General features: G+C 45.5%; 23 protein-coding genes. 11 read left to right on the top strand and 12 right to left on the bottom strand.

Annotated elements, in window-relative coordinates; all coding sequences use genetic code 11:
* Positions 1 to 35: 35 nt before the first annotated feature.
* Entirely contained in the window at positions 36 to 359 is a 324-nt protein-coding gene (locus tag ACX5J7_RS12200; RefSeq protein ID WP_020743221.1) for an O-fucosyltransferase family protein, read from the top strand.
* Between the two features lie 123 nt (positions 360 to 482).
* Here ACX5J7_RS12200 and ACX5J7_RS12195 read toward each other — a convergent pair whose 3' ends face one another.
* From ACX5J7_RS12195 to ACX5J7_RS12180, 4 genes are all read right to left on the bottom strand, one after another.
* A complete protein-coding gene (locus ACX5J7_RS12195) occupies positions 483 to 1,826 on the bottom strand; it encodes a class II 3-deoxy-7-phosphoheptulonate synthase (protein WP_498707288.1) in 1,344 nt (447 codons plus the stop codon).
* A gap of 170 nt (positions 1,827 to 1,996) precedes the next feature.
* Positions 1,997 to 2,932: an ABC transporter ATP-binding protein gene (locus tag ACX5J7_RS12190; RefSeq protein WP_498707287.1), complete on the bottom strand. Its 936-nt coding sequence runs from the start codon at positions 2,930 to 2,932 to the stop codon at positions 1,997 to 1,999.
* 4 nt (positions 2,933 to 2,936) lie between these two features.
* The gene (locus ACX5J7_RS12185; RefSeq protein ID WP_498707286.1) at positions 2,937 to 3,908 is read right to left on the bottom strand and encodes a FecCD family ABC transporter permease; all 972 of its coding nucleotides are present in this window, start codon (positions 3,906 to 3,908) and stop codon (positions 2,937 to 2,939) included.
* A gap of 15 nt (positions 3,909 to 3,923) precedes the next feature.
* Complete coding sequence (locus tag ACX5J7_RS12180; protein ID WP_498707285.1) at positions 3,924 to 4,397, bottom strand: low molecular weight protein-tyrosine-phosphatase; 474 nt, start codon at positions 4,395 to 4,397, stop codon at positions 3,924 to 3,926.
* 93 nt (positions 4,398 to 4,490) lie between these two features.
* On the opposite strand from ACX5J7_RS12180, the gene pepE reads away from it, so the two are divergent.
* Entirely contained in the window at positions 4,491 to 5,213 is a 723-nt protein-coding gene (pepE, locus tag ACX5J7_RS12175) for a dipeptidase PepE (protein WP_020745655.1), read from the top strand.
* Here the strand turns inward: pepE and bioD are convergent.
* The 4 genes from bioD to bioB are packed head-to-tail and all read right to left on the bottom strand — an operon-like array spanning position 5,184 to position 9,383.
* A complete protein-coding gene (gene bioD, locus ACX5J7_RS12170) occupies positions 5,184 to 5,885 on the bottom strand; it encodes a dethiobiotin synthase (RefSeq protein WP_278385277.1) in 702 nt (233 codons plus the stop codon). The genes pepE and bioD overlap by 30 nt on opposite strands.
* Positions 5,882 to 6,859, bottom strand: coding sequence for a methyltransferase domain-containing protein (locus ACX5J7_RS12165; RefSeq protein ID WP_498707284.1), 978 nt, complete (start codon positions 6,857 to 6,859; stop codon positions 5,882 to 5,884). The genes bioD and ACX5J7_RS12165 overlap by 4 nt, the downstream gene beginning before the upstream one ends.
* A complete protein-coding gene (locus ACX5J7_RS12160) occupies positions 6,859 to 8,259 on the bottom strand; it encodes an aminotransferase class I/II-fold pyridoxal phosphate-dependent enzyme (protein ID WP_462835158.1) in 1,401 nt (466 codons plus the stop codon). The genes ACX5J7_RS12165 and ACX5J7_RS12160 overlap by 1 nt, the downstream gene beginning before the upstream one ends.
* Entirely contained in the window at positions 8,259 to 9,383 is a 1,125-nt protein-coding gene (bioB, locus tag ACX5J7_RS12155) for a biotin synthase BioB (protein ID WP_071951143.1), read from the bottom strand. The genes ACX5J7_RS12160 and bioB overlap by 1 nt, the downstream gene beginning before the upstream one ends.
* 98 nt (positions 9,384 to 9,481) lie before the next feature.
* Between bioB and bioA the strand changes: the two genes are divergently transcribed.
* The 3 genes from bioA to ACX5J7_RS12140 all read left to right on the top strand — a co-directional run bounded on the left by bioA (position 9,482) and on the right by ACX5J7_RS12140 (position 12,038).
* Positions 9,482 to 10,747, top strand: coding sequence for an adenosylmethionine--8-amino-7-oxononanoate transaminase (gene bioA / locus ACX5J7_RS12150; protein WP_498707290.1), 1,266 nt, complete (start codon positions 9,482 to 9,484; stop codon positions 10,745 to 10,747).
* A 118-nt stretch (positions 10,748 to 10,865) separates the two neighbouring features.
* The gene (locus tag ACX5J7_RS12145; protein ID WP_012517933.1) at positions 10,866 to 11,387 is read left to right on the top strand and encodes a DUF2937 family protein; all 522 of its coding nucleotides are present in this window, start codon (positions 10,866 to 10,868) and stop codon (positions 11,385 to 11,387) included.
* Positions 11,388 to 11,756: 369 nt separating this feature from the next.
* Positions 11,757 to 12,038, top strand: coding sequence for a hypothetical protein (locus ACX5J7_RS12140; RefSeq protein WP_015066735.1), 282 nt, complete (start codon positions 11,757 to 11,759; stop codon positions 12,036 to 12,038).
* Positions 12,039 to 12,081: 43 nt separating this feature from the next.
* Here ACX5J7_RS12140 and ACX5J7_RS12135 read toward each other — a convergent pair whose 3' ends face one another.
* Entirely contained in the window at positions 12,082 to 13,371 is a 1,290-nt protein-coding gene (locus ACX5J7_RS12135; protein ID WP_278385265.1) for a GNAT family N-acetyltransferase/peptidase C39 family protein, read from the bottom strand.
* Entirely contained in the window at positions 13,368 to 14,855 is a 1,488-nt protein-coding gene (locus tag ACX5J7_RS12130) for a RimK family ATP-grasp domain-containing protein (RefSeq protein ID WP_278385264.1), read from the bottom strand. Before ACX5J7_RS12130 ends, ACX5J7_RS12135 begins: the two co-directional genes overlap by 4 nt.
* 251 nt (positions 14,856 to 15,106) lie before the next feature.
* On the opposite strand from ACX5J7_RS12130, the gene ACX5J7_RS12125 reads away from it, so the two are divergent.
* On the top strand, positions 15,107 to 16,075 hold the full coding sequence (locus ACX5J7_RS12125; RefSeq protein WP_015066732.1) for a calcium/sodium antiporter: 969 nt from the start codon (positions 15,107 to 15,109) through the stop codon (positions 16,073 to 16,075).
* 124 nt (positions 16,076 to 16,199) lie between these two features.
* Here the strand turns inward: ACX5J7_RS12125 and ACX5J7_RS12120 are convergent, their stop codons facing one another.
* Positions 16,200 to 16,688: a hypothetical protein gene (locus tag ACX5J7_RS12120; RefSeq protein ID WP_023559606.1), complete on the bottom strand. Its 489-nt coding sequence runs from the start codon at positions 16,686 to 16,688 to the stop codon at positions 16,200 to 16,202.
* 334 nt (positions 16,689 to 17,022) lie between these two features.
* Here ACX5J7_RS12120 and asnS point away from each other — a divergent pair, with 334 nt between their 5' ends.
* Together asnS and ACX5J7_RS12110 are read left to right on the top strand one after the other, a co-directional pair.
* Positions 17,023 to 18,420 carry an asparagine--tRNA ligase gene (asnS, locus tag ACX5J7_RS12115; protein ID WP_071958878.1) on the top strand — a complete coding sequence of 466 codons (1,398 nt, stop codon included), beginning with the start codon at positions 17,023 to 17,025 and terminating at the stop codon, positions 18,418 to 18,420.
* A gap of 129 nt (positions 18,421 to 18,549) precedes the next feature.
* Complete coding sequence (locus ACX5J7_RS12110; protein ID WP_015066729.1) at positions 18,550 to 18,921, top strand: SDR family NAD(P)-dependent oxidoreductase; 372 nt, start codon at positions 18,550 to 18,552, stop codon at positions 18,919 to 18,921.
* A 50-nt stretch (positions 18,922 to 18,971) separates the two neighbouring features.
* On the opposite strand, the gene ACX5J7_RS12105 is transcribed toward ACX5J7_RS12110, so the two are convergent.
* Positions 18,972 to 20,018: a hypothetical protein gene (locus ACX5J7_RS12105; RefSeq protein ID WP_232363027.1), complete on the bottom strand. Its 1,047-nt coding sequence runs from the start codon at positions 20,016 to 20,018 to the stop codon at positions 18,972 to 18,974.
* Positions 20,019 to 20,169: 151 nt separating this feature from the next.
* On the opposite strand from ACX5J7_RS12105, the gene ACX5J7_RS12100 reads away from it, so the two are divergent.
* The 3 genes from ACX5J7_RS12100 (at position 20,170) to ACX5J7_RS12090 (ending at position 23,749) form a co-directional block, all read left to right on the top strand.
* Complete coding sequence (locus ACX5J7_RS12100; RefSeq protein WP_015066727.1) at positions 20,170 to 21,312, top strand: paraquat-inducible protein A; 1,143 nt, start codon at positions 20,170 to 20,172, stop codon at positions 21,310 to 21,312.
* On the top strand, positions 21,309 to 22,961 hold the full coding sequence (gene pqiB / locus ACX5J7_RS12095; protein ID WP_015066726.1) for an intermembrane transport protein PqiB: 1,653 nt from the start codon (positions 21,309 to 21,311) through the stop codon (positions 22,959 to 22,961). Before ACX5J7_RS12100 ends, pqiB begins: the two co-directional genes overlap by 4 nt.
* 176 nt (positions 22,962 to 23,137) lie before the next feature.
* Positions 23,138 to 23,749 (top strand): PqiC family protein, encoded by a 612-nt coding sequence (locus ACX5J7_RS12090; RefSeq protein ID WP_015066725.1) that lies wholly within the window; start codon positions 23,138 to 23,140, stop codon positions 23,747 to 23,749.
* The last annotated feature ends 1 nt before the right edge of the window (position 23,750 follow it).

Raw genomic sequence — 23,750 nt, 5'->3', positions numbered from 1 at the left:
TCTATGTACAAACACCGTTAACTTAAAGAAGAGTTATGTTTGCAAGACCAAGAAAACAGCGTCGAAGTGAAGTAAACGAACGTATCAAGAACATTCACAGCGCCATTGCTGACAAGCTGTTGTCACACCCTGAGCTTTTTGACCTGGCTGAACAAACCTTGGAGCAGCGCTATCAAAGTAAAATGATGCGTTACGGCAGCTACCTATTGTGGAAAGGGATTCTTGAAGCTCGCGATGAGCCTGCCGTATTTAAAACGCTATTATTGGCTGACGACGAACGAACCGCCAATTTAAGAAGGGAAACTATCTTCACCGGTATTTTAAGTGAAGAAGAAAGAAGTCACGTAATGAAGAACTAGCTCAGTATATTACTGGTGCTCCGCTATATGTAGGCTTAAACGCCATACAGCTTTGCTATTCTTAAACGAAGCGGCACCGCATTGGTGCCGCTTTTTACCATGTCTTATACACTGATATTCGTGCTATGCGTTGCGCAAATGATCAGCAACCAAGAATGCCATTTCAAGCACCTGATCAGCATTTAAGCGCGGGTCACATTGTGTTTTGTACGCTTGCGCTAAATCGTCGTCACTGATTTGATATGCGCCACCGGTACATTCTGTAACGTGTTGACCGGTCATTTCAAGGTGAATACCACCGGCATGCGTGCCTTCCGCTTTATGAGCTTGGAAGAACTGTTTTATTTCGCGCAGAATCGAATCGAAGTTACGCGTTTTATAGCCGCTAGAAGCCGAGAAGGTATTACCGTGCATTGGATCAGAGCTCCATACCACATGGCGTCCTTCCGCTTTCACTTTGCGCAATAAGCGCGGCAGGTTGTCTGCCAAGTTATCAGCCCCCATACGCGTGATAAGCGTTAAGCGACCTGGGTCGTTTAATGGGTTTAGCGCATCAATCAAACGAATCAGTTCGTCTTCTTGCATGCTAGGACCCACTTTCACGCCAATAGGGTTATGGATCCCACGGAAAAACTCAACGTGTGCATGGTCTAGTTGACGGGTACGTTCACCAATCCACACCATGTGCGCCGAGCAGTCGTAAGGCTTTCCCGTTAGCGTGTCTACACGCGTTAACGCTTGCTCGTAGTTAAGCAGCAAAGCTTCATGCGATGTAAATAGCGATGTTTCATGTAACGTCGAGCTTGTCTGCGCATTAATGCCAATCACATCCATAAACTCAAGGGTATCTTGAATGCGATTGGCCATATCTGAATAGCGATCTTTAAGCGGATTGTTTTCTACAAACGCCATGTTCCAGCGGTTCACTTCGTGAAGGTCTGCCAAACCGCCCTGCGCAAACGCACGCAGCAAGTTCAAGGTAGATGCGCTGCGGTGGTACGCTTCTAACAAACGCTCGGGGTCTGGACGGCGAGCCGCTTCGGTGAACTCAAAGTTATTAATGATATCGCCCCGGTAGCTTGGCAACTTAACGCCATCACGGGTTTCAAAATCCGATGAGCGAGGTTTGGCATATTGACCCGCCATACGCGCAACTTTAGTAACCGGACAGCGGCCTGCAAACGTAAGCACAATCGCCATTTGCAGAATTACTTTGAAGGTATCGCGAATTTTTGGTGCGTTAAACTCGTCAAACGACTCGGCGCAATCACCGCCTTGCAAAAGAAACCCTTTACCTAAGCTGACTTCACCAAGCTGACGTCTAAGCTCACGGGCTTCGGCAGCGAATACCAGCGGAGGATATGAACTGAGTGTTTGCTCTACTTCTTTTAAACGTACTTTGTCTTCGTACTCTGGTTGTTGAAGAATAGGTTTATTTCTCCAACTGTCTACTTGCCAATTACTCAACGGTGTTCTCCTGATTAAAATAACGTAGGGCAAACGTTTTACTAAAAAAGGTTTATCTGTATAAAAATAGACTGTAACGCACTGAACTAAAAGTTCTACAGCGCGCTTTATTCTTCAGCCTAATGAAAAAATGGAGCTAAATAAATGCTGACAGCACTTTATCACATTTACTAAAGGGAAATAGGTGCGCAAACTTGAATTTCTAGAAAATTATCGTGCTTGCTTATAGCAAAATGACATTCAAAGACTTTTTCCAGATTTTTTTGTGTGGCTACCGTTCTCGGCTCACCTGCAGCGAACACCTCACCTTTGCGCATAATCCATAAGCTATCGCTATAATTAGCACTCAATGCGATATCATGGGATGTCATTAATATTGTGTTTCCTTTAACGCACAGTGCTTTTACAAGGCTAGCAAGTGCGTACTGGTGTCGAATATCAAGCCCTTGTAAGGGCTCATCTAGCAGTACTATTCCCTCACCGCGCTCTAGCTGCGGCCAAATTTGTAGTAATGCACGACAAATCTCTACGCGCTGACGCTCGCCCCCAGATAGCCGGGTGAGTATCTTATCGAGAAACCCTGATACCTCTAGCGCTTTCTCTAAAAGCGCAGGAACGAATGGGCGTTGCTGAATAACAGTATAAAAGCTCAAATACTCTTTTACCGTTAAATGAAAGCTGCTTTCACTGTGCTGTGCCAATACCGTGCGCACACTAGAAAGGCTCGCTAGCGTCCAATGGCTCATTGGCTTGTTGTAAAGGGAAACCTCACCAGCATCGGGGTTGATTAAACCTGCCAGTGTAAGTAGAAGCGTAGACTTACCCGCCCCGTTAGGACCTATAATATGAATGCATTCGCCTTTACGGGCTTCAAGCTTCTTGACGAAAAGACGTGCAGCCACATTTACATTGGTAACACTTAACACGTGTTCACATCGTTCTTCGGTGCTATTTTTCAACCCATTTTCTGAAAGGTAACTAAAACCACTAGCATTAGGGCCATTAGCTTCACTAGCGTTATCGTCGTAAGCGCTGACTTGCGCGCTGTTTCGATCATGTTGGCCTTTGGGCAGCAGGTTTTTTGATGGCGTATTTCGTGTAGTCATCCTCTCACCCTTTAATTTGACCTTTTGCCAACGCCCAAATGAGTAAAGGGCCGCCCAGTGACGCAGTTACCATCGACACTGGTAAGGTTATCGCCCGTGTCATTTCAGAGCTAAATGCAACCAGCATAAGAAGACTTGCGCCACTTAGTGCACTAAGTGGAAGGAGGTAACGATTATTGTGCCCTATAACTAAGCGCAGAATATGAGGTATTAGTAAGCCAACAAACGCTATCGAACCTGCCATTGAAACAGCACTGCCCACTGCAATAGCGCACGCTATTAGGGCGCGCTCGGTAAGCTTTGCTACATCTACGCCACTGCTTTTCGCCGCAAGCTCACCTGCGTAGAGTTTATTAAGGTCGCCCGCGAAATAAAGCTGTAGCCCAACGGAAACAACAATTAACGGACCGCCTACGCAGAGTATTAGCCAATTAGTTTGATACAAACTGCCCATCAGCCAAAAGGTCAAATTGCGCAGCGCATTCGCATCGCTAAACATGTAGAGCCAGGCAATAATAGCGCCGCTTAAGGTAGATATAGCGATACCAGCCAGAATAATTGCTGTGGAAGACCCTAGTAGTTTTCTGGCTAACCGATAGATGATAAAGGTAGTAAACAGCGCACCAACAAAACACCCCAAAGGTAAAAGGTAGTGTAGGTAGGGTGCTGCCCACGCGGGTGTTAACAACAGCAAAAGTGCCGCGACTAAACTGGCGCCGCTTGTGATACCAATGATGCCTGGATCGGCAAGAGGGTTTCGAAGCACGACTTGTAGCGTGGCGCCACTTACTGAAAGCGCCGCCCCAACTAAGCCCGCAGTTAAGATAAGCGGTATTTGCAGCTGTATGATGATATGACGTTTAAGTTCAACAGTAGTATCAGACAAGCCCGGCACGCCAATAATACCCGCTACACTAATCACGAGGGCAATAAGTACCGTGCTAAGTACTAATGTGACGGCGGTGCGTCTATTCAACGTATTTCCCGCCCGTTAAGATTGCGTTTGTTTTAAATGGGCAATTAACCCGTCTGACGCTTCTTCAATAAGATCTAGCACCAATTCAAAGCCCCTTTTCCCGCCGTAATAAGGGTCAGGCACTTCTTGCTCTTCTACGTCGGCAAAGTCTAGGAATAGTTTTATTTTATGGTGATACTGGCTTGGCGACATACCGTGTAAATTGGAAAGATTGCTGTTGTCCATCGCTAAAATATAGTCGAATCGTTCGAAATCGCTTTCGTCCACGCGGCGGCATTTTAAACCTTTAAAGCTGTAGCGCCGCTCAACACCCGCAGCTTGAGAGCGTTTATCTGCTGGCTTACCGATATGATATCCGTGGGTCCCCGCTGAGTCGATGTAAATATTTAAACCCGACTCGGCAGCTTTTTGTCTAAACACCGCTTCAGCTGAGGGTGAACGGCATATATTCCCTAAGCATACGAATAACACCGATGTAGTTTGTTTCATTCAATGTCCTATTTTAACGCAGTGACGGGGCGCGACTAAACTTTATGGTTAGTTTCACGTATGATACGCCGTCAGAAAAATTGTGGAGTTAGTATGACCGCACATGTACTTATGTTAAGTAGTTCTCGTCAAGGTGACGAGGCCTATCTAGAACACGCTAGAGCGCTTATTTTTGCACACTTAGGCGACGTACGCGACCTTCTATTTGTTCCTTATGCCGCTGTAACACAATCTTACGATGAATATGTAGATGCTGTGTCAAAAGCGCTGCCAGAATGCAATGTTACTGGGTTGCACACAGTAGAAGACCCTGCCACGGCTGTTAATAATGCGAAGAAAAACGGCCAGGCCATTGTGGTGGGTGGGGGCAATACCTTTCATCTGTTGTCGACGCTTTATGCCAACGCTCTGATAGTGCCGTTAAAGCACGCCATAGCAGACTGCACGCCTTATATTGGTTGGAGCGCAGGCTCTAATATTTGTGGCCAATCAATTAGAACCACCAACGATATGCCGATTATCGAACCACCGAGTTTTGATGCACTGGATATTGTGCCGTTTCAATTAAACCCTCACTACACTGATTATCAACCTCCGGGCCACAACGGTGAAACTCGCGATCAGCGCTTAGCTGAATTTACCACGCTAAACCCAACGACCCCGGTTGTTGCCATTCGCGAAGGGACAGCGTTACGTCTTACCGACAACCAACTTACCTTAGTTGGCGAAAAAGACGGCTTTGTCTTTGTTGGCAAAGAGAAAAAGCCTATTCACGCGGGCGATGACTTAACCAAGCTGCTCAATAGCGCTGAGTAAAGTACCGGCTTCAATGCCAGTTTGATAGGGGATTTCCGCCAATAGCGGTTCAGGTAACATGGCTTTAAGTGAACGCAAGTTTTCTTGGTATCGTGTCATGTTGCCTGTGATATCGTTTGCTACCCAGCCTTTAATGATTAAGCCGTCGGCACGAATGGCCTCGGCAGTCAAAAGCGCGTGGTTCAAACACCCTAAACGCATACCTACCACCATTATCACGTCCATTTTTAGCGCTTTTACTACATCAGAAAGGTAATGCGTTGGCGTGTTATCGCTTCCTATTGTAAGTGGCAATCGCCAGCCTCCTGCGCCTTCCATCAGAAGAATGTCAGGCCGGTATGCTGCCAATGCATTAAGCCCTTCAGCTATCTTTTCATGGGTTAAAGCAACCCCTTCTTCATGGGCTGCGATATGCGGTGCAATAGGCGGTGTTAACGCAATAGGGTTTATTTCATTAATTGGAAGTGTCTGTCCATTAGCGCATGCACTCGCCTGTTGAATATTGAGCGCGTCTTCATTTACCCACTCGCCATTCACCAACTCGCAGCCTGCGGCAATGGGCTTGTACCCTATGGCGGTAAGCGACGCGTTATTTGCAGCGCGAAGTAATTGACAGGTAACGTAGGTTTTCCCCACTTCAGTGTCTGTCCCGGTAACGAAATATTGCTTCATCGTTTTTCCAATCTGAAATGACTAACGCGGTAGGTAAGCGGTAACTTACTGCCTACCCCAGTAATATTACTATAGGCCATGGCCAGTTTCTTAATGTCTCGGCGAGTTAACGGGGGCTGCTTTTGCCCGGTTTCACCCGCGCCTACGCCTTTTACCGAATGCAGTAAAGCCATTATGTCGCTATGACTATCGATATAATCCTTGGTAATTACCCGCTGCAAATCAAGGCCTGACTGCTTGAACCCGTTTAACCAATGGGATGTTGTTGGCATAAAGGTGTCTGCTTGCGAGAGTTGCGCCACTTTACGCGCGGTTCTCAGTTCATTAAACGAGCCAGCCACCATAATGGCAAGGTCAGCAACACCGCCTCTTTTAAGCACCCGCGCTATCTCGTTGGCTACAAGATGTGTATCGCTCACCCACTGAAGCGCCATAGACGAAAACACCGTTGAAAACGCACTATCAACAAACGGTAAATCAACGGCACTCCCCTGAACAAAAATGGGGTCAGAGTACATTTTTCGAGCCTGCGCTAACATGCCTTTGGCGATGTCTACACCGGTTGCCGTTGCACCTTTTTTCACCAACGCTTGTGTATGAATGCCCGTCCCACAGCCTATATCGAGGGCCTCGCCCTGCAAGGCCTTTGGCAAGTTTGCTAACGCTTGCTCGGCAATAACACGCTGAATAGATGCAATACTGTTGTACTTGTCTGCTGCTTTTGAGAAGCGATGTGCAACGTTCTGCTCATTAATTGCGGGAGTAGTACTAGCCTCTTCGGCTTTGAAAGTGCCTTTAGCGTTAACAGAACCCTCAGCTTGAACTGCAACGCCAGCGTCGGAAGTCCTGTCAGCTACAAAAGCGCCTTCATTATTTAAATGTACTCCTGCTGTAGTACTTAATGCTTTACTTTCAGGTGCTTTGAATGGCTCTGCCAACACAGGCGATTTTTCAGCGGGAATTGCTGGCATCATTACATCTCGCTCTTGTTGACGGAATCTGGGTCGCTTACGGCACTCACTGCGCTTTCCTCTGTTCTCTTTGCAGCTAGCCCACTTAACGCCAGACTATTCAGTGAAAGTTCAAAGGCATCAAGCAATACATTAATATCTTGGGTCGTGTGATTGGCCGTTAAGGTAATCCGCAGTCTGTCTTGGTTTTTCGGTACGGTAGGCTGCCTGATAGCCGTCGCCCAAATACCCCGTTGTTTTAACCCTTCACTTAGCGCAACTGCGCGTTGTGAGCTGCCTACCATGATTGGCTGAATTGCGCTTTGCGACGAGCCCAAAGCAATTTCACTTGATGAGGCGTTTTTCGCGCCTACTTTAAGTGTCTGTCCAAAACGTTTGTGGAACGATTCTCTGAAGTAGGCAATATTATTATTTAGCGTCTGGCGACGAGCGGTATCGCTGGCAATATGAGTGAGTGAATATAAGGTTGCCACAGCTTGTGCTGGCGGCATTGCAGTGGAATACACATAGTGCTTGGAAAAGTTTACCAGATAATCAATCAAGGTTTGGCTTCCCGCAATAAATGCACCAGCCGTACCCACCGCTTTACCGAATGTTCCCATAACGACAGGAACCTGTTGTTGGCTTAAGTTAAGTGCTTCCACAGTACCAAAACCGTTATCGCCCAATACACCCATACCGTGTGCATCATCTAGCATAAACCACGCGTTATATTTAGCGGCGATTTCAGCCATGTCTTTGCAAGGCGCAACGTCACCGTCCATGCTAAACACACCTTCGCTAGCGATAAGAATATCTTGCTGAGTTGATAAGATATTGGCACTCGCAGCAGAATCAGCCCCTTCGTTCTTACTCTCAATGGGGCCTGGTTTATGGCAAACTGTCGATAGCACACTCTCTAAATGACTAAGATCATTATGCTTAAAACGGCGAAGCTTAGCCCTTTCAGATACACACTGCGCCCCTTCTAAAAACGACGCATGCATTAGCTTATCAGCAACGATATGCCCATTTATTACGGCCTTAGGTGAAGGTGAGAGGTGTGGAAAAAGTGCCATACACAAAGCTTGGTTTGCTGCAAATCCAGAGTTGAACAACAACGCCGCTTCCCGCTTCAAACCATCGGCAATATAAGCTTCGAGCGCTAAATGGGCCTGCGTATGCCCCGTAACTAGAGGCGAGGCACCGCTTCCGCCGCCAAACTGCGCCAAGCCCTCAACCCAACTTTGCAATACGCCTTCGTGCTGGCGCATGCCCAAGTAGTCGTTGCTGGAAAAATTCAGGTAGTGCTCATTGTTAATACAAATGATGCTGTCTTTTTCGTATTGCTGGCAATGGCGCTGGCGCAGCAAGCCTTGTTGGGCCCGCGCGCTCAGTGAATCTTCTAACCAATTAAAAGCCATTAAGCCTCCGTAGCGTGTTGTTGCTTTGCCGCTACCTTAGGCTTGGTTGCATCAATAAACAAGTCGTTACTGCCTTCGGCCTGCTCTTGCTGTTGAGCAATTTCTTCCTCAAGCACTTGCTGGTGCGCTTCATCAGAATAATCGCGGGTGCGCTCTGTGTTGATACCAAGTTTTTTAAACAGCATTACATCTTCATGAGTGTCGGGGTTAGAGGTGGTTAACAGCTTACAACCATAGAAAATCGAGTTTGCCCCCGCCATAAAACACATTGCCTGCATTTGCTCATTCATCGCCTCGCGCCCTGCTGATAATCGAACATGGGACTTAGGCATCATTATGCGGGCAACCGCAATCGTGCGAATAAACTCAAAATAATCGAGGTCTTCAACGCTGTCTAACGGTGTCCCTTTTACCTTTACCAGCATATTAATGGGTACGCTTTGTGGCTGCTCGGGAAGGTTTGCTAGCTGTACTAACATACTGGCGCGATCACTGACCGTTTCCCCCATACCCACAATGCCCCCTGAACATACATTCATGCCAGCGGCGCGCACGTTTTCTAAGGTATTTAAGCGGTCTTCATAGGTGCGGGTTGTGATAATGTCGCCATAGTATTCAGGCGAGGTATCAAGGTTATGATTATAATAATCAAGCCCTGCCTGCTTTAGTGCCACGGCTTGATCTCGGGTTAACATACCTAGCGTCATACAGGTTTCTAGGCCTAAGCTTTTCACCTCTTCCACCATTTTTAAAATATAAGGCATGTCTCTATCGCGAGGGTTTCGCCACGCCGCGCCCATGCAAAAGCGGGTTGAGCCAACTTGCTTTGCTTCTTTTGCGCGCTGAATAACTTTTTCAATTTCCAGCAAGCGCTCTTTTTCAAGGCCCGTATCGTAACGCGCACTTTGCGGGCAATATTTACAGTCTTCTGGGCATGCGCCTGTCTTAATCGATAAAAGCGTACTTACCTGAACTTCATTCGGGTTAAAATGTTGTCTATGCACCACTTGGGCATTAAACAGCAAGTCATTAAATGGCATAGCAAACAAAGCCTCTACTTCGGCTTTGCTCCAATCGTTTCGAATAGTTGTCGTTTGCGCTGTAGGCGCATAAGCCAGTGTCATTGACTGTCCTTTACTAATGATTATTGCTGGCTTAGTCTATGCCCCAATATCGAGTTGTCAACTCTGACCAATTGCAAACCTTTACCAGTGGTTATTTTGTGAACAATATAGAATTTGATAAACAACACATTTGGCACCCTTACACCAGTGCAGTTAACCCCCTTCCCTGCTATGAAGTAGTTGGTGCAGAAGGCGTTGAACTTACTTTAGCGAGCTCTGAAGTACTGATTGACGGCATGTCTAGCTGGTGGGCGGCTATTCACGGTTACAATCACCCCGTATTAAACAACGCGGCGCATAAACAAATAGAGGCGTTTTCTCACGTTATGTTCGGCGGCATTACCCACCAGCCGGCAGTAGATCTCTGTAAAACCTTACTTAACATGGTGCCAGCTGGCCTAGAGCGCGTATTCTTAGCCGACTCGGGCTCAGTGTCGGTAGAAGTTGCCATTAAAATGGCTATTCAGTATTGGGCATGCCAAGGGCGACCTGAAAAATCGCGCATTGTATCGCCGCGCAATGGCTATCACGGCGATACCTTTGCCGCCATGAGCGTTTGCGACCCCGTGAATGGCATGCACAGCTTGTTTGAAGGCGTGTTGAGTAAACAAATATTTGCGCCTGCCCCACAAACGCGTTTCGGGCAAACCTTTAGCGAAGATGACATTTTGCCTTTAGAGGAAATTTTTGAAAAGCATCATCACACCATGACAGCCTTGATACTAGAACCTGTTGTGCAAGGTGCAGGCGGCATGCGTATTTACCACCCTGAGTATTTAAAGCGCTGTAGGCAGCTTTGCGATACGTATGATGTACTGTTAATTTGTGATGAAATTGCTACCGGCTTCGGCCGTACCGGCAAGCTCTTCGCTTGTGAGCATGCCGGTATCTCGCCGGATATTTTGTGTTTAGGTAAAGCGATTACCGGCGGGTATATGACGTTAGCCGCGACCTTGTGCACAGAAGATGTTGCGTTAGGCGTTTGCCAAGGCGAGCCCGGCGTATTTATGCACGGCCCTACGTATATGGGTAACCCACTAGCCTGTGCAGTAGCCAATGCTAGTCTTTCACTTATTAATGAAAACCATTGGCAGCAACAAATTCCCGCTATTGAGAAACAATTACAAACCGAGTTGGAAAAATGTGCAGACTTGCCGCGAGTTGCTGATGTAAGAGTATTGGGTGCCATTGGCGTTGTTGAAACGGTAAATCCCGTTAACGTTGCCGAAATTCAACGTCACTTCGTGAAGCAGGGTGTTTGGATAAGGCCGTTTGGTAAATTGGTATACATTATGCCTCCCTATGTTATATCCGCGGAGCAGTTAAGCAAGTTAACGCATGCTATCTACACTGCCTTGAAATAGTGAAACAGTTTGCTAGGCTAGGCACGTGCTTATCGTGGCTAAGAGGCGGCTCTGGTAGCACTTGTTTTTATATTAGGCGAAACGAGTGGGTTAATTTAAATAACATAGCGAGTTTTTAATGGTAGTACGTGTTCTTGATAAGGTAGTTTTTGCAGTTTTATTTATTATTACGCTGCAGGTGCCTATATTAGCAGACCACTACCGCCAGTACTTAAACGGTTATTACGACGCATTGAGAGACGAAGTTGCAAGCTCTTCTGAGCTTGCAAAGCAGCATGGCTTCTCTTCAGTAGAAGCTATGCTTGATAGCCTTCAGAAAAACAGCGAACCCGTAGTGCGTGAAAACGCCTCAATGAAAGCCTCGCGCTTTGCGCAAATCACCACCCTTGAACAGGGCATGAGAAAGTTAGAACACGGTCACTACTTTGAACAGCTTGTGTTTATGGCCTCGCCCTCTCAGTATGGCACTCTTAACCGCGTTTTAGATAACTTTAGACCCTCGGTACCGTTAACCCCTTCATCTATTGTGTTTAGCTTGGTCACTGCTATTTTCTTAAATTTATTGATTTGGACACCGCACTTTTGCTATTGCCAAGTTAAGAAAGTTAAAAACAAGCCAAAACGTTACGCTTATAAATAAGCCTATACCACTTACTCAAGCTACGTTTAACTATCTCCCCCCAAGCGCTTAAAAACGTGCGTTCTAGTATCACTTTTTTACCTACTGGCTTGATATCGCACCTTTACTTTATATAAGCCAATGAGTGAGCGTTGCTACAACTCTGCGCTTGCGGCCTTCCCTCTTTTTTAAAGTCCAATTTCAACGTCACAGCTAACTTCTTATACCCTACGAATAAGCGAAATACCTAAGAGTTGGCACTGTTGCTGCAATACTAAACACAAGAGAAAGATTTGTAAGTGGTTAAGTTTAATTTTTATATAGCGAATTGCTAATTACTTAATCTATAACAAGCACTTACAGAAAAACTGTTATTTAGGAGAAGTTATCATGCCAACAGATGCTCAATTATTAATCGGGAAAGTGTTGCAAATAAAAGACAAAATTACCGCAAAACGCCACTGTATACCGAGTGACCTTAAAGCTGAATGGAATGAACTAGACGCACAGACAGCCTGTTTTGAAAGCGAGGCACTGTATCAAAGCGCAATTAAAGGAAAAGAAATGAATAAGCGCATTGATTATTCAGGCTCTGTAAAAGAATTGTCGCAGCTGGTCACTAAGCTAAAGACGCTTAACAAAAAAGTCAATGTCACACAAATTCAACACTAAGGCTAGCTAGTGACAACCACCTAGCAGCCTTACTGGAAACAAATTATTTTTTATTATTAAGGAGTACTAATGTTCTTACTTTACGCGTGCCATAGCTGGAAAGCCTTAGAAAATCTTCGCGAGCAACCGGAATGTGCTGATACTCAATTGGCTGGCCCTCACTTGCATCAGGGTCGTGCAGATAATAGCAGTGCACATCACAACTCGTGATCGCGACCCAGTGAGGGACCTTCTTTTTATCAAATGCATAGGTACTGATTAAACACAACACTGCGCCGCCAGCTTGCAGTGCTTGGTCAACAATATCTGTATGCCAGTCTGATATCTCAACAGGGATACCCTTTTCCTGCGCTTGCGTTAGGAATTGAGACTCCACTTTTTCGACAATGGCTTTTTTATTTGTATCGCGAACACCGTCAACGAATAACGGTATATTTTGATTAATGATTACTTGAGCAGTGAACCCCTCGCTAACAGCGGCTAACGCCAAACCAATGGGGTGGCAACCGCCATGACCTGCCATCATAAAAATGGTAGTCGCAGTGCGCCACAGCGACAGTTCTTTCTCCTGCGTCATGTTGAAGCGATTATCTAACGCACACATTGCCATCATTAGCGCCGACGGGCCGCAAGTAAAATCAGTGGTTTGCTGATACCAAGGGTAAATATCCGTTTGTGTTGATTTACTCGACGCCAATAGTTTTTGCATACGTATCGCATCGCTGTGATCTTGGTAGTAATCGGTATACATGCCGAACTGGCTAAACCCTAATTTGTTATAAAGAGCAATAGCGCCAGTATTACTCACTGCCACTTCCAGACGCATAAATCGCTTTCCCCGCTGTAGCGCCCGCTCCCCCAAGCCATTTATTAACTTTTCAGCAATGCCCAATCCTCTTGCTTGTGGAAGCACTGCTACAGAGTACAAACGCGTAAGCTGTGTTCCTCTGCGTAGCAGCAATAACCCGTACCCTAAGATGCTGGAAGTAGGCAAACAGCTTCCCCGTTCACCTTCGTTTCGCTTATCATTGGCCTTTTCTTCAGTTGACCGCTGCGCCACGATAAGCTCAGCATGCGGTGCATTAATATAAAATTTAAAGCGACTTTTGCTTAACCTATCGGTCGTGAAGCACGTTTTCTCAATATAGTGTAAGCAGTCGATATCCTGTACCGTGGCTATTCGCAGCGTTATGTCGGCCTGCAAATCACGCAAGTTTGTATTTTCGTGCCCCGCTATAAGCTCATGAGCTGATTGTGTTACCAACACCCCACCCTTACGACTAAACGCATTGTCCTTTTTCGTCTCATTCACCCGCTCAGCCGGTGTACTCATCGCCCTCTTTGCTCCAACCTGTTTGCAAATTCCTGCATAATAAGTTCATACAGCACTTTGCCTAAATATTTATCTTCAACGCCTGCGTCAATGCTGGGGTTATCATTCACTTCAATAACGTAAACGGCATTACCTACCTGTTTTATGTCTACGCCATACAAGCCGTCACCTACTGCTTTCGCTGCTTTTATCGCGGCTTGCAATACAGGTTTAGGCACTTCGAAAGTAGGCATAGTGGTAAAACCGCCAGAAGAAAATCTATCCCCGTGGTGGTTATAAATTTGCCAATGATTGCGCACCATAAAATACTGGCAGGCATAAATAGGCTTTCCACCCAACACGCCTATTCGCCAATCAAACTCTGTAAAAATGTATTCCTGAACCAAAACCAATGCAGACTCAGCCAACATTTGCTTAAGCCGTGTTTTTAACGCGTCTTTAGTTTCTGCCTTATGAACGCCTCGTGAAAACGAGCTTTCCGGTAGCTTTAATACCAAAGGCAAACCAAAGTCAGCAATGAGCTCGTCACATACGTCATCGTTGGCGCTTGCTACAAAGGTTGCTTTTGGTGCCGGTACCTTTTGGTACGCAAAGGCATCTTGTAAATATACTTTGTTACAGCAGCGCAAAATAGATTGCGTGTCATCCATTACTACAATGCCTTCGCGTTCAGCGGCCCGCGCTAGACGATATGTGTGATGATCAATCGCTGTCGTTTCTCGGATAAAAAGTGCATCGTAGTGGCCTAACTCTTCTTGCGATAACCGACTTACCACATCAGCGTGAAACCCTGCTTTTTCAGCGGCTTTTACGAAGTTTTTTATGGCACGTTCATCACTAGGAGGTGTGGTTTCTTCAGGGTTGACAAGAATGGCCATTTCCCAACGGGTTCGTTTACTTGTTTTACCCGTTCTCCACTGAATTTGGGTGTGCGCTTTTAACTGTGTAATGAAGCGGGTCTGTTGCGTTATGCTTAAGTCTTTAAACGCTTTAGCTTGGACGCTTGCAAAACCTTCAATTTGCACTTTACCCGTCGCTTTAGGCGATACTTTGATATCAGTAACCGTCGGAGTTAAAACCAAAGCTGGGTACGGATACTTTTCAAACGCTTGACGAGATAAACGTTTAAAACGCTGATCCTCCACTTCACCAAATAGTACAAACAAGGGGTCGTGGGTAATTTCAGCCGCATCTTGCTGTACCGACAGTGAAAAAACGATCCTATCAATGCTGTTCTCTTCGGCCATGCGCAAATCGTTAATGGTATTTACCGACGGCAGCACAGAGTGATTACGAGCCTGTGCTAAAAGTGAGCAGTAGTAGCCCTCGCTTAAATAGCGAGTGGTGTCGCAAATATTGATGACACGGATTTTCGGTTCGTTTAGCTTTGGAAACTCAGCAAGGTAATCTTGGAAAGTCAGCACGGTTAAAGCGGTGTTACCAAAAGGCGTAACATCATCGGTAACAATCAATGTATTGTGCATTTATATCGCTTCTAAATAGAGTGGGGTTAGTTACAATTAGATGTGTATTTGTTCAATTAACATACACCGTTTACGTGGCGCTGAGTTTACGCTTAACTTCTGTTTTGCATAGCATATTCAGGACGGCTTTTTTTCGTCGTTAAGACAACAAAAATTGATGTACAATTAAATCTATTGATAAGGCTTTTGTTTATTAATTTTGCCTATACATAAAGGTAGGCAAGAAGACACAAATGGTTTGAGGAGTACGTATGTTATTAGCCAGCCTGGCTATTTTGATCGGATTACCGGTTCTACTTTGGAGTGCAGGAAAATTTGTAGGTGGTGCCGCATCTGTTGCTAACCATTTCGGCGTTTCTCCCCTTTTAATCGGTATGCTCATTATTGGTTTTGGTACGTCTGCCCCTGAAATCATTGTTTCAATTTTTGCTGCCATTCAAGGTAATTCAGGTATTGCCTTAGGTAATGCCTATGGTTCGAATATTGCCAATATTCTCCTAATACTCGGCTTAACTGCCGTTATAAGTCCTATTGCGGTGAAATCAGAGATTATTAAAAAAGAACTGCCCGTATTGTTAGGCATTACGTTTTTCGCCGTATGGCAAGTGTGGGATTTACAGGTTTCTAAAGATGATGCATTTTCTCTTTTAGGCCTGTTCGTTTTGTTGCTGTCGTGGAGCATTTACCACGGCATGAAGGGTGGTAAAGATGCGCTCGCCGACGAGTACGATGAAGAAATTAACAGCAATGAAGGTACGGTCAAGACACACGTAATGTGGTTAATAGCAGGCTTACTTTTGCTTGTGGCCAGTTCTCGTATGCTGGTATGGGGTGCAGTTGAAGTCGCCACCTTTTTCGGCGTAAGTGACACCATTATCGGGCTTACCGTTATTGCTATCGGTACCTCGCTACCAGAACTAGCGTCTTCCCTCATGGCAGTTAAAAAAGGCGAACACGATTTAGCCATCGGTAATGTTATCGGCTCTAATATGTTTAATACTCTTACCGTTGTAGGTATTGCAGGTACTATTCAGCCTATGACAGTGGGCGCGGAATTTCTTTATCGCGACGCTATGGTGATGTTTGCATCAACGGTGGCGCTGTTTATTTTCTGTATCGGAATTAAACGCCAAGGCCGCTTGAATCGCTTTGAAGGGGGCGCATTTGTGCTCGCTTATGTTGCCTATACCTACTGGCTAGTGCAGGCCGCGTTCATTTAGGCGTATTCGTTTTATCAAAGACACGTATTAGCCCAGTATTTAAGAAATGCCTGTCGAGGCTTGCCTTACCCGCCAAGCCTCGATTATCAAACTCCCCCCCTCGAATGCTTTACACAGTTTGAAGCTATAGCCCTAATGTTGTGGCCAAGGTAATTAAACTTATCGCGGCAATAGCAAACAAGATAATGAGATTAGCGCCAAAGCTATCAGTACGTCGGCGGTTTCTTCTTGCGCGCATGACAATACTGATTAAGCTAACTATTAAGCATACCTGCAACATAATGGTCATGGCCGACAAATGGCTTTGAGACCAAGATGCATCCCCCTCAATTCCCCAGTACTGCTGAACGCCGCTAATAAAGTCTGGCCTCGCGTAATGAAACAGTATTAGCACCACAACCATGCCAACCCAACCAAAGATATTAAGGCCCAGCATGACCTTGTAGAAAGGCGTTTTAGAACGCGGCGTTGAACGGCGCTCTGCTAGTTGCTCGTAAGTCATAGCGCGCCTCTCGGTATTGCTACTGTCAGAGGAAGGCGAAGCGCGTTGCGCAGTGCTCTGAGTTTGCTGCTGGCTGTCCACTGACGTGCCCAAATCATTTTTATTTCCCATTTGTCACTCTGTTCTCTGGCATCCCGCATAAGGTTGGGTATACTAGCGTGCTATTGGATTGTATTTCATTGTTTATTATTACATCGCCATAGCAGGTAGCGATCGGTAAATCCTTTCATTCACATAGCTGGCGACATGTAATTCGCTTGAAGCGTTTTTTATAAACTTCAACAAGCGGCTTACCGATTGTAAATACTTATCGGCATAACAATCCAAAACATTGACCATAAAGCAAATTCAAGTGCACATTTTCAATCATAGTTTAATGCACTGTGTGGTCGAACTCGATGTTAAACGAGCGACAACATAAGATCAGTAAGACGGAGAAATTAACATGACGCATGCGCCCGTAGTTGACGTACTTAAAGGTAAGTACGCCGTAGGCGAATCGGTAACCGTAAAGGGTTGGGTAAGAACACGCCGCGACTCTAAAGCGGGGTTATCATTTATTGCACTACACGATGGTAGTTGCTTCGATCCTGTACAAGTTATTGCACTAAATTCTCTGTCAAATTATGCCGATATCCAGCGCCTTACTGCAGGTTGTTCATTATCGGTAACCGGTACAGTAAAAGAATCGCAAGGCCAAGGGCAAGCACTAGAAATTGATGCTACCGAGGTAGACATCGTCGGTTTGGTGGAAAATCCAGACACCTATCCTATGGCAGCAAAGCGCCACAGTATTGAATACCTTCGTGAATACGCACATTTGCGCCCTCGCACTAATGTTATCGGTGCGGTTACACGAGTGCGTAACTGTTTATCACAGGCCATTCACCGCTTTTTCCATGAAAAAGGCTACTACTGGATCTCTACCCCAATTTTAACGGCTAGCGATACAGAAGGCGCGGGTGAAATGTTCCGCGTATCAACACTTGATATGATGAACCTTCCGCTAGACGACAAAGGCAACGTTGATTACTCAGAAGATTTCTTCGGTAAAGAAACCTACCTAACGGTATCGGGTCAGCTTAACGTTGAAACATACTGTACGGCTATGTCTAAGGTTTATACCTTTGGGCCAACGTTCCGCGCTGAAAACTCAAATACGTCTCGCCACCTTGCAGAATTCTGGATGATCGAGCCTGAAGTGGCTTTTGCTGAATTGAAAGATGTCGCGCAGCTTGCTGAAGACATGTTGAAGTATGTGTGTAAAGCGGTGCTAGAAGAGTTACCTGATGATATGGCATTCTTCGCCCAGCGCATTAAGAAAGATGCGGTTGAGCGTTTAGAAAAGCTCGTTAGCTCTGACTTTGTTCGCATGGATTACACTGACGCTATTGAAATTCTTCAAAATTGCGGCAAGAAATTCGAATTCCCTGTTGAATGGGGTATTGATTTGTCTTCTGAGCATGAGCGTTACCTTGCCGAAGAGCATGTTGGTGCACCAATCATCATGCAGAACTATCCGAAGGATATTAAAGCCTTCTACATGCGCATTAACGACGACGGCAAAACCGTTGCAGCAATGGACGTTCTAGCGCCAGGCATCGGCGAAATTATCGGTGGTTCACAGCGTGAAGAACGTTTAGATGTATTCGACGCTCGTCTTGAAGAAATGGGACTATCGAAAGAAGACTACGCATGGTATCGCGACCTACGCCGCTACGGCACTGTGCCTCACTCAGGTTTCGGTCTAGGTTTCGAACGTCTTGTTGCATACGTAACCGGCATGCAAAACGTACGTGACGTGATCCCATTCCCACGTACACCAGGTAACGCTAGCTTCTAAGCAGTGTAGTTGCACTAATGAAATGAAAGCTCGCTACAGTTTGCTGTCGCGAGCTTTTTTATTTCTCTATCGCTTATGTGCTTTAATTCAGAAACTCATACGGTATATAGCCAAAGTAAGTTAGCAAAGATGATGTTTGCATACGAGCTTCAAGACAAAGTAAAAGCACATAACAAGCAAGTAAAGGTGTTTGTGTGTCACCCCGGAGCGTCTAACACCACCCTTAAACGAGAAAGTGCTAGCTTTTTAACCCGTATATCGTGGACCTTTATGGTGAAAATTGGCTTAGCCCAGTCTGCTGAAAAAGGCGCATACCCCGAAGTCATTTGTGCGACGGAAGAAAACCTTAAGCAGCTTGCCTACTATGGACCAACAGGACTGATGAACTTCGGCGGCCCAGTAGGAGAATGTAAGTTAGAGGACTTTGCTGTAGACAAAAAAGTACTAACAAAGCTTTGGGCCGTGTCAGAAGAAGCAACAGAATTTTCATGGCAGCTTTAAATACAACGGCGGCAGGCGTAAAAGCGTATTGGGTGGTGCACCTTGAATTATCAATATCCATTTGGAACTACGGAAGACGTATTGCTTAAACCAATCGCAGCGGAGCGGCACGGCTCAACCGAGTAAACAAAGCCCTCATCGTTATCTGATGTTTTTTCAATTTGCAAAATTTCATAGTCATTTAACTCAATCACACGCGTCCCCGCAGGGTGCGCGCAACGTGAACGTGAGTCTGCTTCATACTCATAGATAAAGCTGGCTAACGCCTGGCGTTGTGTGGCTTTGTAGCTGATACTTTTTTGCTTTGCGTTGGTTAAAATCGTTGTTAAATCTTTTTCTAACTCAGAAACCTCTTCCGTTTCCTTATTAGGTTGTTGTGCTTCGCCTTCATTAAGGTTAACTGTTTCGGCTTCTTCTATAGTTATTAACGCGTTGGCGCTGTCACTGCTAAATTCAGAAAGTAGCCCCACCTGCCCTGCCAATACGCCAAGTTGCAGCGACACGCCCAGTGTCCATACAAAGCGCGCTATGGCGGTGGATAATACATAACGGTAGCCCTGTTGATGCCAAAGCCGCTGCACGCCGAAGGGCTTTAGCAGCAATAAGAAAAACAAGTAAGCAAAAATTAACAGCATGCCGCCAACGAGCGCCATCAACGTGGTAACAAAGAACCAACTGGGCACCATGAGTATAAGCGCGAAATTGTGGCTATAGGGTAAGGCGCTTGCAGAAACGCCAGTTATGCTGTTAACCAGGCCGCTAGCAGAGGCAAGCGCAAAGTTCGCGATAATTGCATAGATGAACAAGATCACCGCTTTACCAGGTAAACTGTTCCATAGCGTCATAAACTTTGGCCAGACTTCGCTGATAATGCCTGCAAGGGCAAAACCAAACATAATCGCTTCAAACAGGCTACTTTCGATAGTCAAAAATAGTTGTAACACAAGCATGCTGGTTGCCAAAAAATAGCAACGCTGGGCGAACGTGATGCTCAGCCAAAAGCGCAAAAAACCAATACGTCTTTTCTGAAGTAAGCGCCTTACCGGCTTCTTTATCTTTTCATACACACTGCGAATCTCGTTAGTTACTTGCATCATTTCATCGTCAATAATTATTGTTATATTTCTAAATACGACTGGCTTTACTTCCCGACGTGCTCGCAATGCGCTATTCTGTTGATTCTAAAAAATCAACAGGTTATATCTATTGGCTGCTTTTTAGCAAACTAAAAGTAGCGCGCAAAACCTTATGGCTGAATCTAATACGTTATCTATAGTTTGTGAGCAATGCCATACCAAGGTGAACATACCTGCCCTAGCGCACAGGCAACGGGCTGTTTGCCCTGTATGTAACCATACGCTCATATCTCACCGCGACGGCGCCAGTGAAAAGCTATTGGCATTGTCATTCAGCGCATTGATTTTTTTACTTCTTTCACTGCCTTTTAATTTCCTTACCTTTAAAGCAAGTGGGCAAAAACATAGTATCGACTTACCTACTGGCATCACAGTACTGATTGAACACGACTACCTATCGCTTGCGATAATAACTAGCCTAGCTACGCTTTTATTGCCCGGCATGGTATTGGCTGGTTTAGTGCTTTTATGTTTAGCTCAATTGCAAGGACGCCGGCCTTTTTATCTTCCTAGATTGTTTACACTGGTAAAAGCGCTTCTACCATGGAGCATGGCCGAAATCTTTCTGGTAGGCACATTAGTCAGTCTCATTAAAATCACAGAGTTAGCCGATGTTTCTATTGGTCTGTCTTTTTATGCCTTTATTGGCTTTTCTGCATTCACCGCTTTATGTATATCCCAATTTGACCCCACGCGCTATGCAATGTGGTTAAGCCAAGGTGCGCCACCACAACCTAAACCCTTAAGCGAAGTACAGGCAAAAGTGAGCATACAGCGCACGTGGGCACTGCTTATTACGGCCTGTATCTTATATATCCCTGCTAACCTACTTCCCATAATGTATACTGAATTTTTTGGTCGAGAAACACCGAATACGATTATCGGTGGTGTTATCTCGCTGTGGGAGTCTGGCTCATACCCAGTGGCAATTATTATTCTCGTGGCTAGTGTTATTGTACCGGTGGCAAAAATCATAATTCTCGCTTGGCTAAACTTTTCTGTTCAAAGAGAAAAAACCACATCCAAGCAATTGCGTATACGTTACTACCGAATTACAGAGGCAATTGGGCGCTGGTCAATGATTGACGTTTTCGTCGTTGCCGTGCTTGTTTCACTAATTCAGATGGGTAACACCATGTCTATTTATCCAGGCCAAGCGGCACTTGCCTTTTGTGCCGTTGTATTTGTAACAATGATAGCCGCGATGACTTTTGATTCGAGGCTAATTTGGCAGCAGTGGAAGCAATTACCATGACCGCAAATGACCCCAATGTAAACGAAGCGAAGGTCAAACCAACTTCATCTATTTCCCGCATATGGATTATCCCCATCCTTGTTATCGTGATTGGTGGTTGGATGGTGTATTACCAGTGGAAAAATCAAGGCCCGCTTATCACCATTGAACTTCACTCCGCTGCGGGCATTGAAATCAATAAAACGCCGATCAAAGTGCGTGACTTAGATGTGGGGCAAGTTAAAAAAATAACCCTTAAGCCCGATTTAGACGGAGTACTTGTTACTGCCAGAATCGATGCCAGCGCAGCCCATTTGCTTAACGAAAATGCGAAATTTTGGGTCGTTGCTCCGCGAATTAGTTTCTCGGAAGTCTCTGGGCTTAATACGCTGTTATCGGGTAGCTATATTGCGATGTCAGCGAACGATAAGGGAAAGGAGAAACTGCACTTTACCGCCCTTGAGCGCCCGCCTGTAACACCGCCTGGGACACCTGGTCTACACGTTATGCTAAAAAGTGACGACGAGTTTGCCTATAAACCCGGCGACCCCATTATTTATAAAGGCTTTAAGGTAGGCGAATTTGAAGACGCGACCTTCAACATTGAAGAGCGCGTGGTGTATTACGACGCATTTATTGAAGCCCCTTATCACAAGCTCATTACTAACACGACGCGCTTTTGGGATGTCAGTGGCGTTAAACTGCTGCTTGAGTCTAACGGTGTCAGTGTTGAAACAGGCAGCTTAGAAACCTTATTAGCCAATGGCATTACCTTTGGCATTCCCGAAGGCGTCCCGAAAGGCGAGCAAGTGCTCGATAATGCGTTTTTTACTATTTATGGCGACAGCACTTCCGCGTCTGACGCACGATATAAGGTGGCGGCGGAATACTTGCTGCTAATTGACGAAAGTGTTCGCGGCCTTACGGTTGGCGCGCCTGTAGAGTATAGAGGAATTGAAATTGGTAATGTAACGGCAATTAATTCCTTTCCCGCCGTTGAAGGAAATATTCTTGAGCGCGACTACCCTATTCCAGTCCATATTAACATCTACCCGGGTAAAGCGCGACAACCGGATACGGATGAAGGGCTAAGCGCAATAAAACAAACCATAAGAAACTGGCTTCACCGAGATCTTAGGGCCTCGTTACGCATGGGTAATATTCTAACTGGTGGTTTGTATGTTGATTTACAACACGTACCCGACGCCGACGGCAGTGGCAAAATTGAAGTCATTAATGGTTATGAAGTTATTCCAACCGTAAGTAATGAGTTTACCCAGCTAACGCAAAAAGCCGACGCCATTCTAGATAAAATAAACCAGCTACCACTTAAAGAAATGGTAGAGAACGTGCAACTAGCCGTTGATGACATGCGCCTTGCGGCTGAATCGGTAGAAACGGCAAGTGACGATTTTGACGTGCTGATTGGTGACATTGACGCTAAAGCATTAAATAGCAACCTTAATCAGGTATTGGTAAGCCTTGATGGTTTACTCAAAAATTACAGCGAAGGTGGCTTTAATCAGTCGGAAATAAAAGAGACCGTAGATGCACTGCAAGAAACCATGCGCAACATGCAGCCGTTACTCTTGAAATTAAATCAGTCGCCTAATAGTTTAATTTTTTCACAGGGCAGCGAGTCAGAAATTCAACCCAAAGCTAAGAATTAAACGCCAGGTACTACCCGCCAACCTAAATATTACTTGTTTAGGTTGGCGTGAATAATGAATAGCTTTTTTCTACTAATTGAGCATATACGCTATATTTTAGTTTTGAGAAAATCCCACCACGCTGCGAAGTATTATTATTGGAACATCCACGAACAGGGATGAAAGGATCGAATGTTATGATGATGCAGTTTAAGGCTACTTCTTCTTTTACAAAACGTAAAACCATCTACATCAGCACCTTAGCTTTCTTATTTTGTTTTTTATCCGCGTGTAGCAGCGCACCAACGGGGTTAACGTACTACCTTCTTCACGCAACTGGTGATGTGTCGTATATACAGGGGGATGCTAAACAGACTATCGTTTTAGACAAGATAACCCTCCCTGAATATTTGAAGCACAGAGGGTTGGTATACCAAACTAGTGACACTAACCTCCACATATCTACCAGCCACTTATGGGCGGAGCCTGTCGATGAAGGCTTGACCAAGTCGCTAACAGGTGCACTGGCAGTAAAACGTGTTTCGCTTGTTCGCCCCGATCATTACGCCAGCGAAGAGTCTGTTCATATGACGCTGCACATAGACGACTTTGTTAGCACCTATGAAGGTGAAGTTGTATTTTCGGGGCAGTTTGTCATAACGAGCGCATCAGGTGAAAATACGCCACATTCGTTCGTGTTTACCTCCCCTTTAGCTAACGACGGCTTTTCTTCAAGCGTTAAAGCAATGCGAGATGCTATTGAAAAGCTCGCTGTTGATATATCAAAAGCAGCTGTCTCCGCCGGTTAAT

Source organism: Alteromonas infernus (assembly GCF_902705815.1).
This window is presented reverse-complemented; position numbering and strand designations above follow the sequence as displayed.

Excerpts from the sequence above, each read along its gene's own strand:
- pqiB (WP_015066726.1), top strand. The coding sequence starts at position 21,309 with ATGACCGCAAATGACCCCAATGTAAACGAAGCGAAGGTCAAACCAACT.
- ACX5J7_RS12125 (WP_015066732.1), top strand. The coding sequence starts at position 15,107 with ATGTTATTAGCCAGCCTGGCTATTTTGATCGGATTACCGGTTCTACTT.
- ACX5J7_RS12090 (WP_015066725.1), top strand. The coding sequence starts at position 23,138 with ATGATGATGCAGTTTAAGGCTACTTCTTCTTTTACAAAACGTAAAACC.
- ACX5J7_RS12100 (WP_015066727.1), top strand. The coding sequence starts at position 20,170 with ATGGCTGAATCTAATACGTTATCTATAGTTTGTGAGCAATGCCATACC.
- ACX5J7_RS12135 (WP_278385265.1), bottom strand. The coding sequence starts at position 13,371 with ATGAGTACACCGGCTGAGCGGGTGAATGAGACGAAAAAGGACAATGCG.
- ACX5J7_RS12110 (WP_015066729.1), top strand. The coding sequence starts at position 18,550 with ATGATGTTTGCATACGAGCTTCAAGACAAAGTAAAAGCACATAACAAG.
- ACX5J7_RS12145 (WP_012517933.1), top strand. The coding sequence starts at position 10,866 with ATGGTAGTACGTGTTCTTGATAAGGTAGTTTTTGCAGTTTTATTTATT.
- bioB (WP_071951143.1), bottom strand. The coding sequence starts at position 9,383 with ATGACACTGGCTTATGCGCCTACAGCGCAAACGACAACTATTCGAAAC.
- ACX5J7_RS12190 (WP_498707287.1), bottom strand. The coding sequence starts at position 2,932 with ATGACTACACGAAATACGCCATCAAAAAACCTGCTGCCCAAAGGCCAA.
- asnS (WP_071958878.1), top strand. The coding sequence starts at position 17,023 with ATGACGCATGCGCCCGTAGTTGACGTACTTAAAGGTAAGTACGCCGTA.
- ACX5J7_RS12140 (WP_015066735.1), top strand. The coding sequence starts at position 11,757 with ATGCCAACAGATGCTCAATTATTAATCGGGAAAGTGTTGCAAATAAAA.
- bioD (WP_278385277.1), bottom strand. The coding sequence starts at position 5,885 with ATGAAGCAATATTTCGTTACCGGGACAGACACTGAAGTGGGGAAAACC.
- ACX5J7_RS12120 (WP_023559606.1), bottom strand. The coding sequence starts at position 16,688 with ATGGGAAATAAAAATGATTTGGGCACGTCAGTGGACAGCCAGCAGCAA.
- ACX5J7_RS12130 (WP_278385264.1), bottom strand. The coding sequence starts at position 14,855 with ATGCACAATACATTGATTGTTACCGATGATGTTACGCCTTTTGGTAAC.
- ACX5J7_RS12160 (WP_462835158.1), bottom strand. The coding sequence starts at position 8,259 with ATGGCTTTTAATTGGTTAGAAGATTCACTGAGCGCGCGGGCCCAACAA.
- ACX5J7_RS12180 (WP_498707285.1), bottom strand. The coding sequence starts at position 4,397 with ATGAAACAAACTACATCGGTGTTATTCGTATGCTTAGGGAATATATGC.
- ACX5J7_RS12105 (WP_232363027.1), bottom strand. The coding sequence starts at position 20,018 with ATGATGCAAGTAACTAACGAGATTCGCAGTGTGTATGAAAAGATAAAG.
- ACX5J7_RS12200 (WP_020743221.1), top strand. The coding sequence starts at position 36 with ATGTTTGCAAGACCAAGAAAACAGCGTCGAAGTGAAGTAAACGAACGT.
- ACX5J7_RS12165 (WP_498707284.1), bottom strand. The coding sequence starts at position 6,859 with ATGATGCCAGCAATTCCCGCTGAAAAATCGCCTGTGTTGGCAGAGCCA.
- pepE (WP_020745655.1), top strand. The coding sequence starts at position 4,491 with ATGACCGCACATGTACTTATGTTAAGTAGTTCTCGTCAAGGTGACGAG.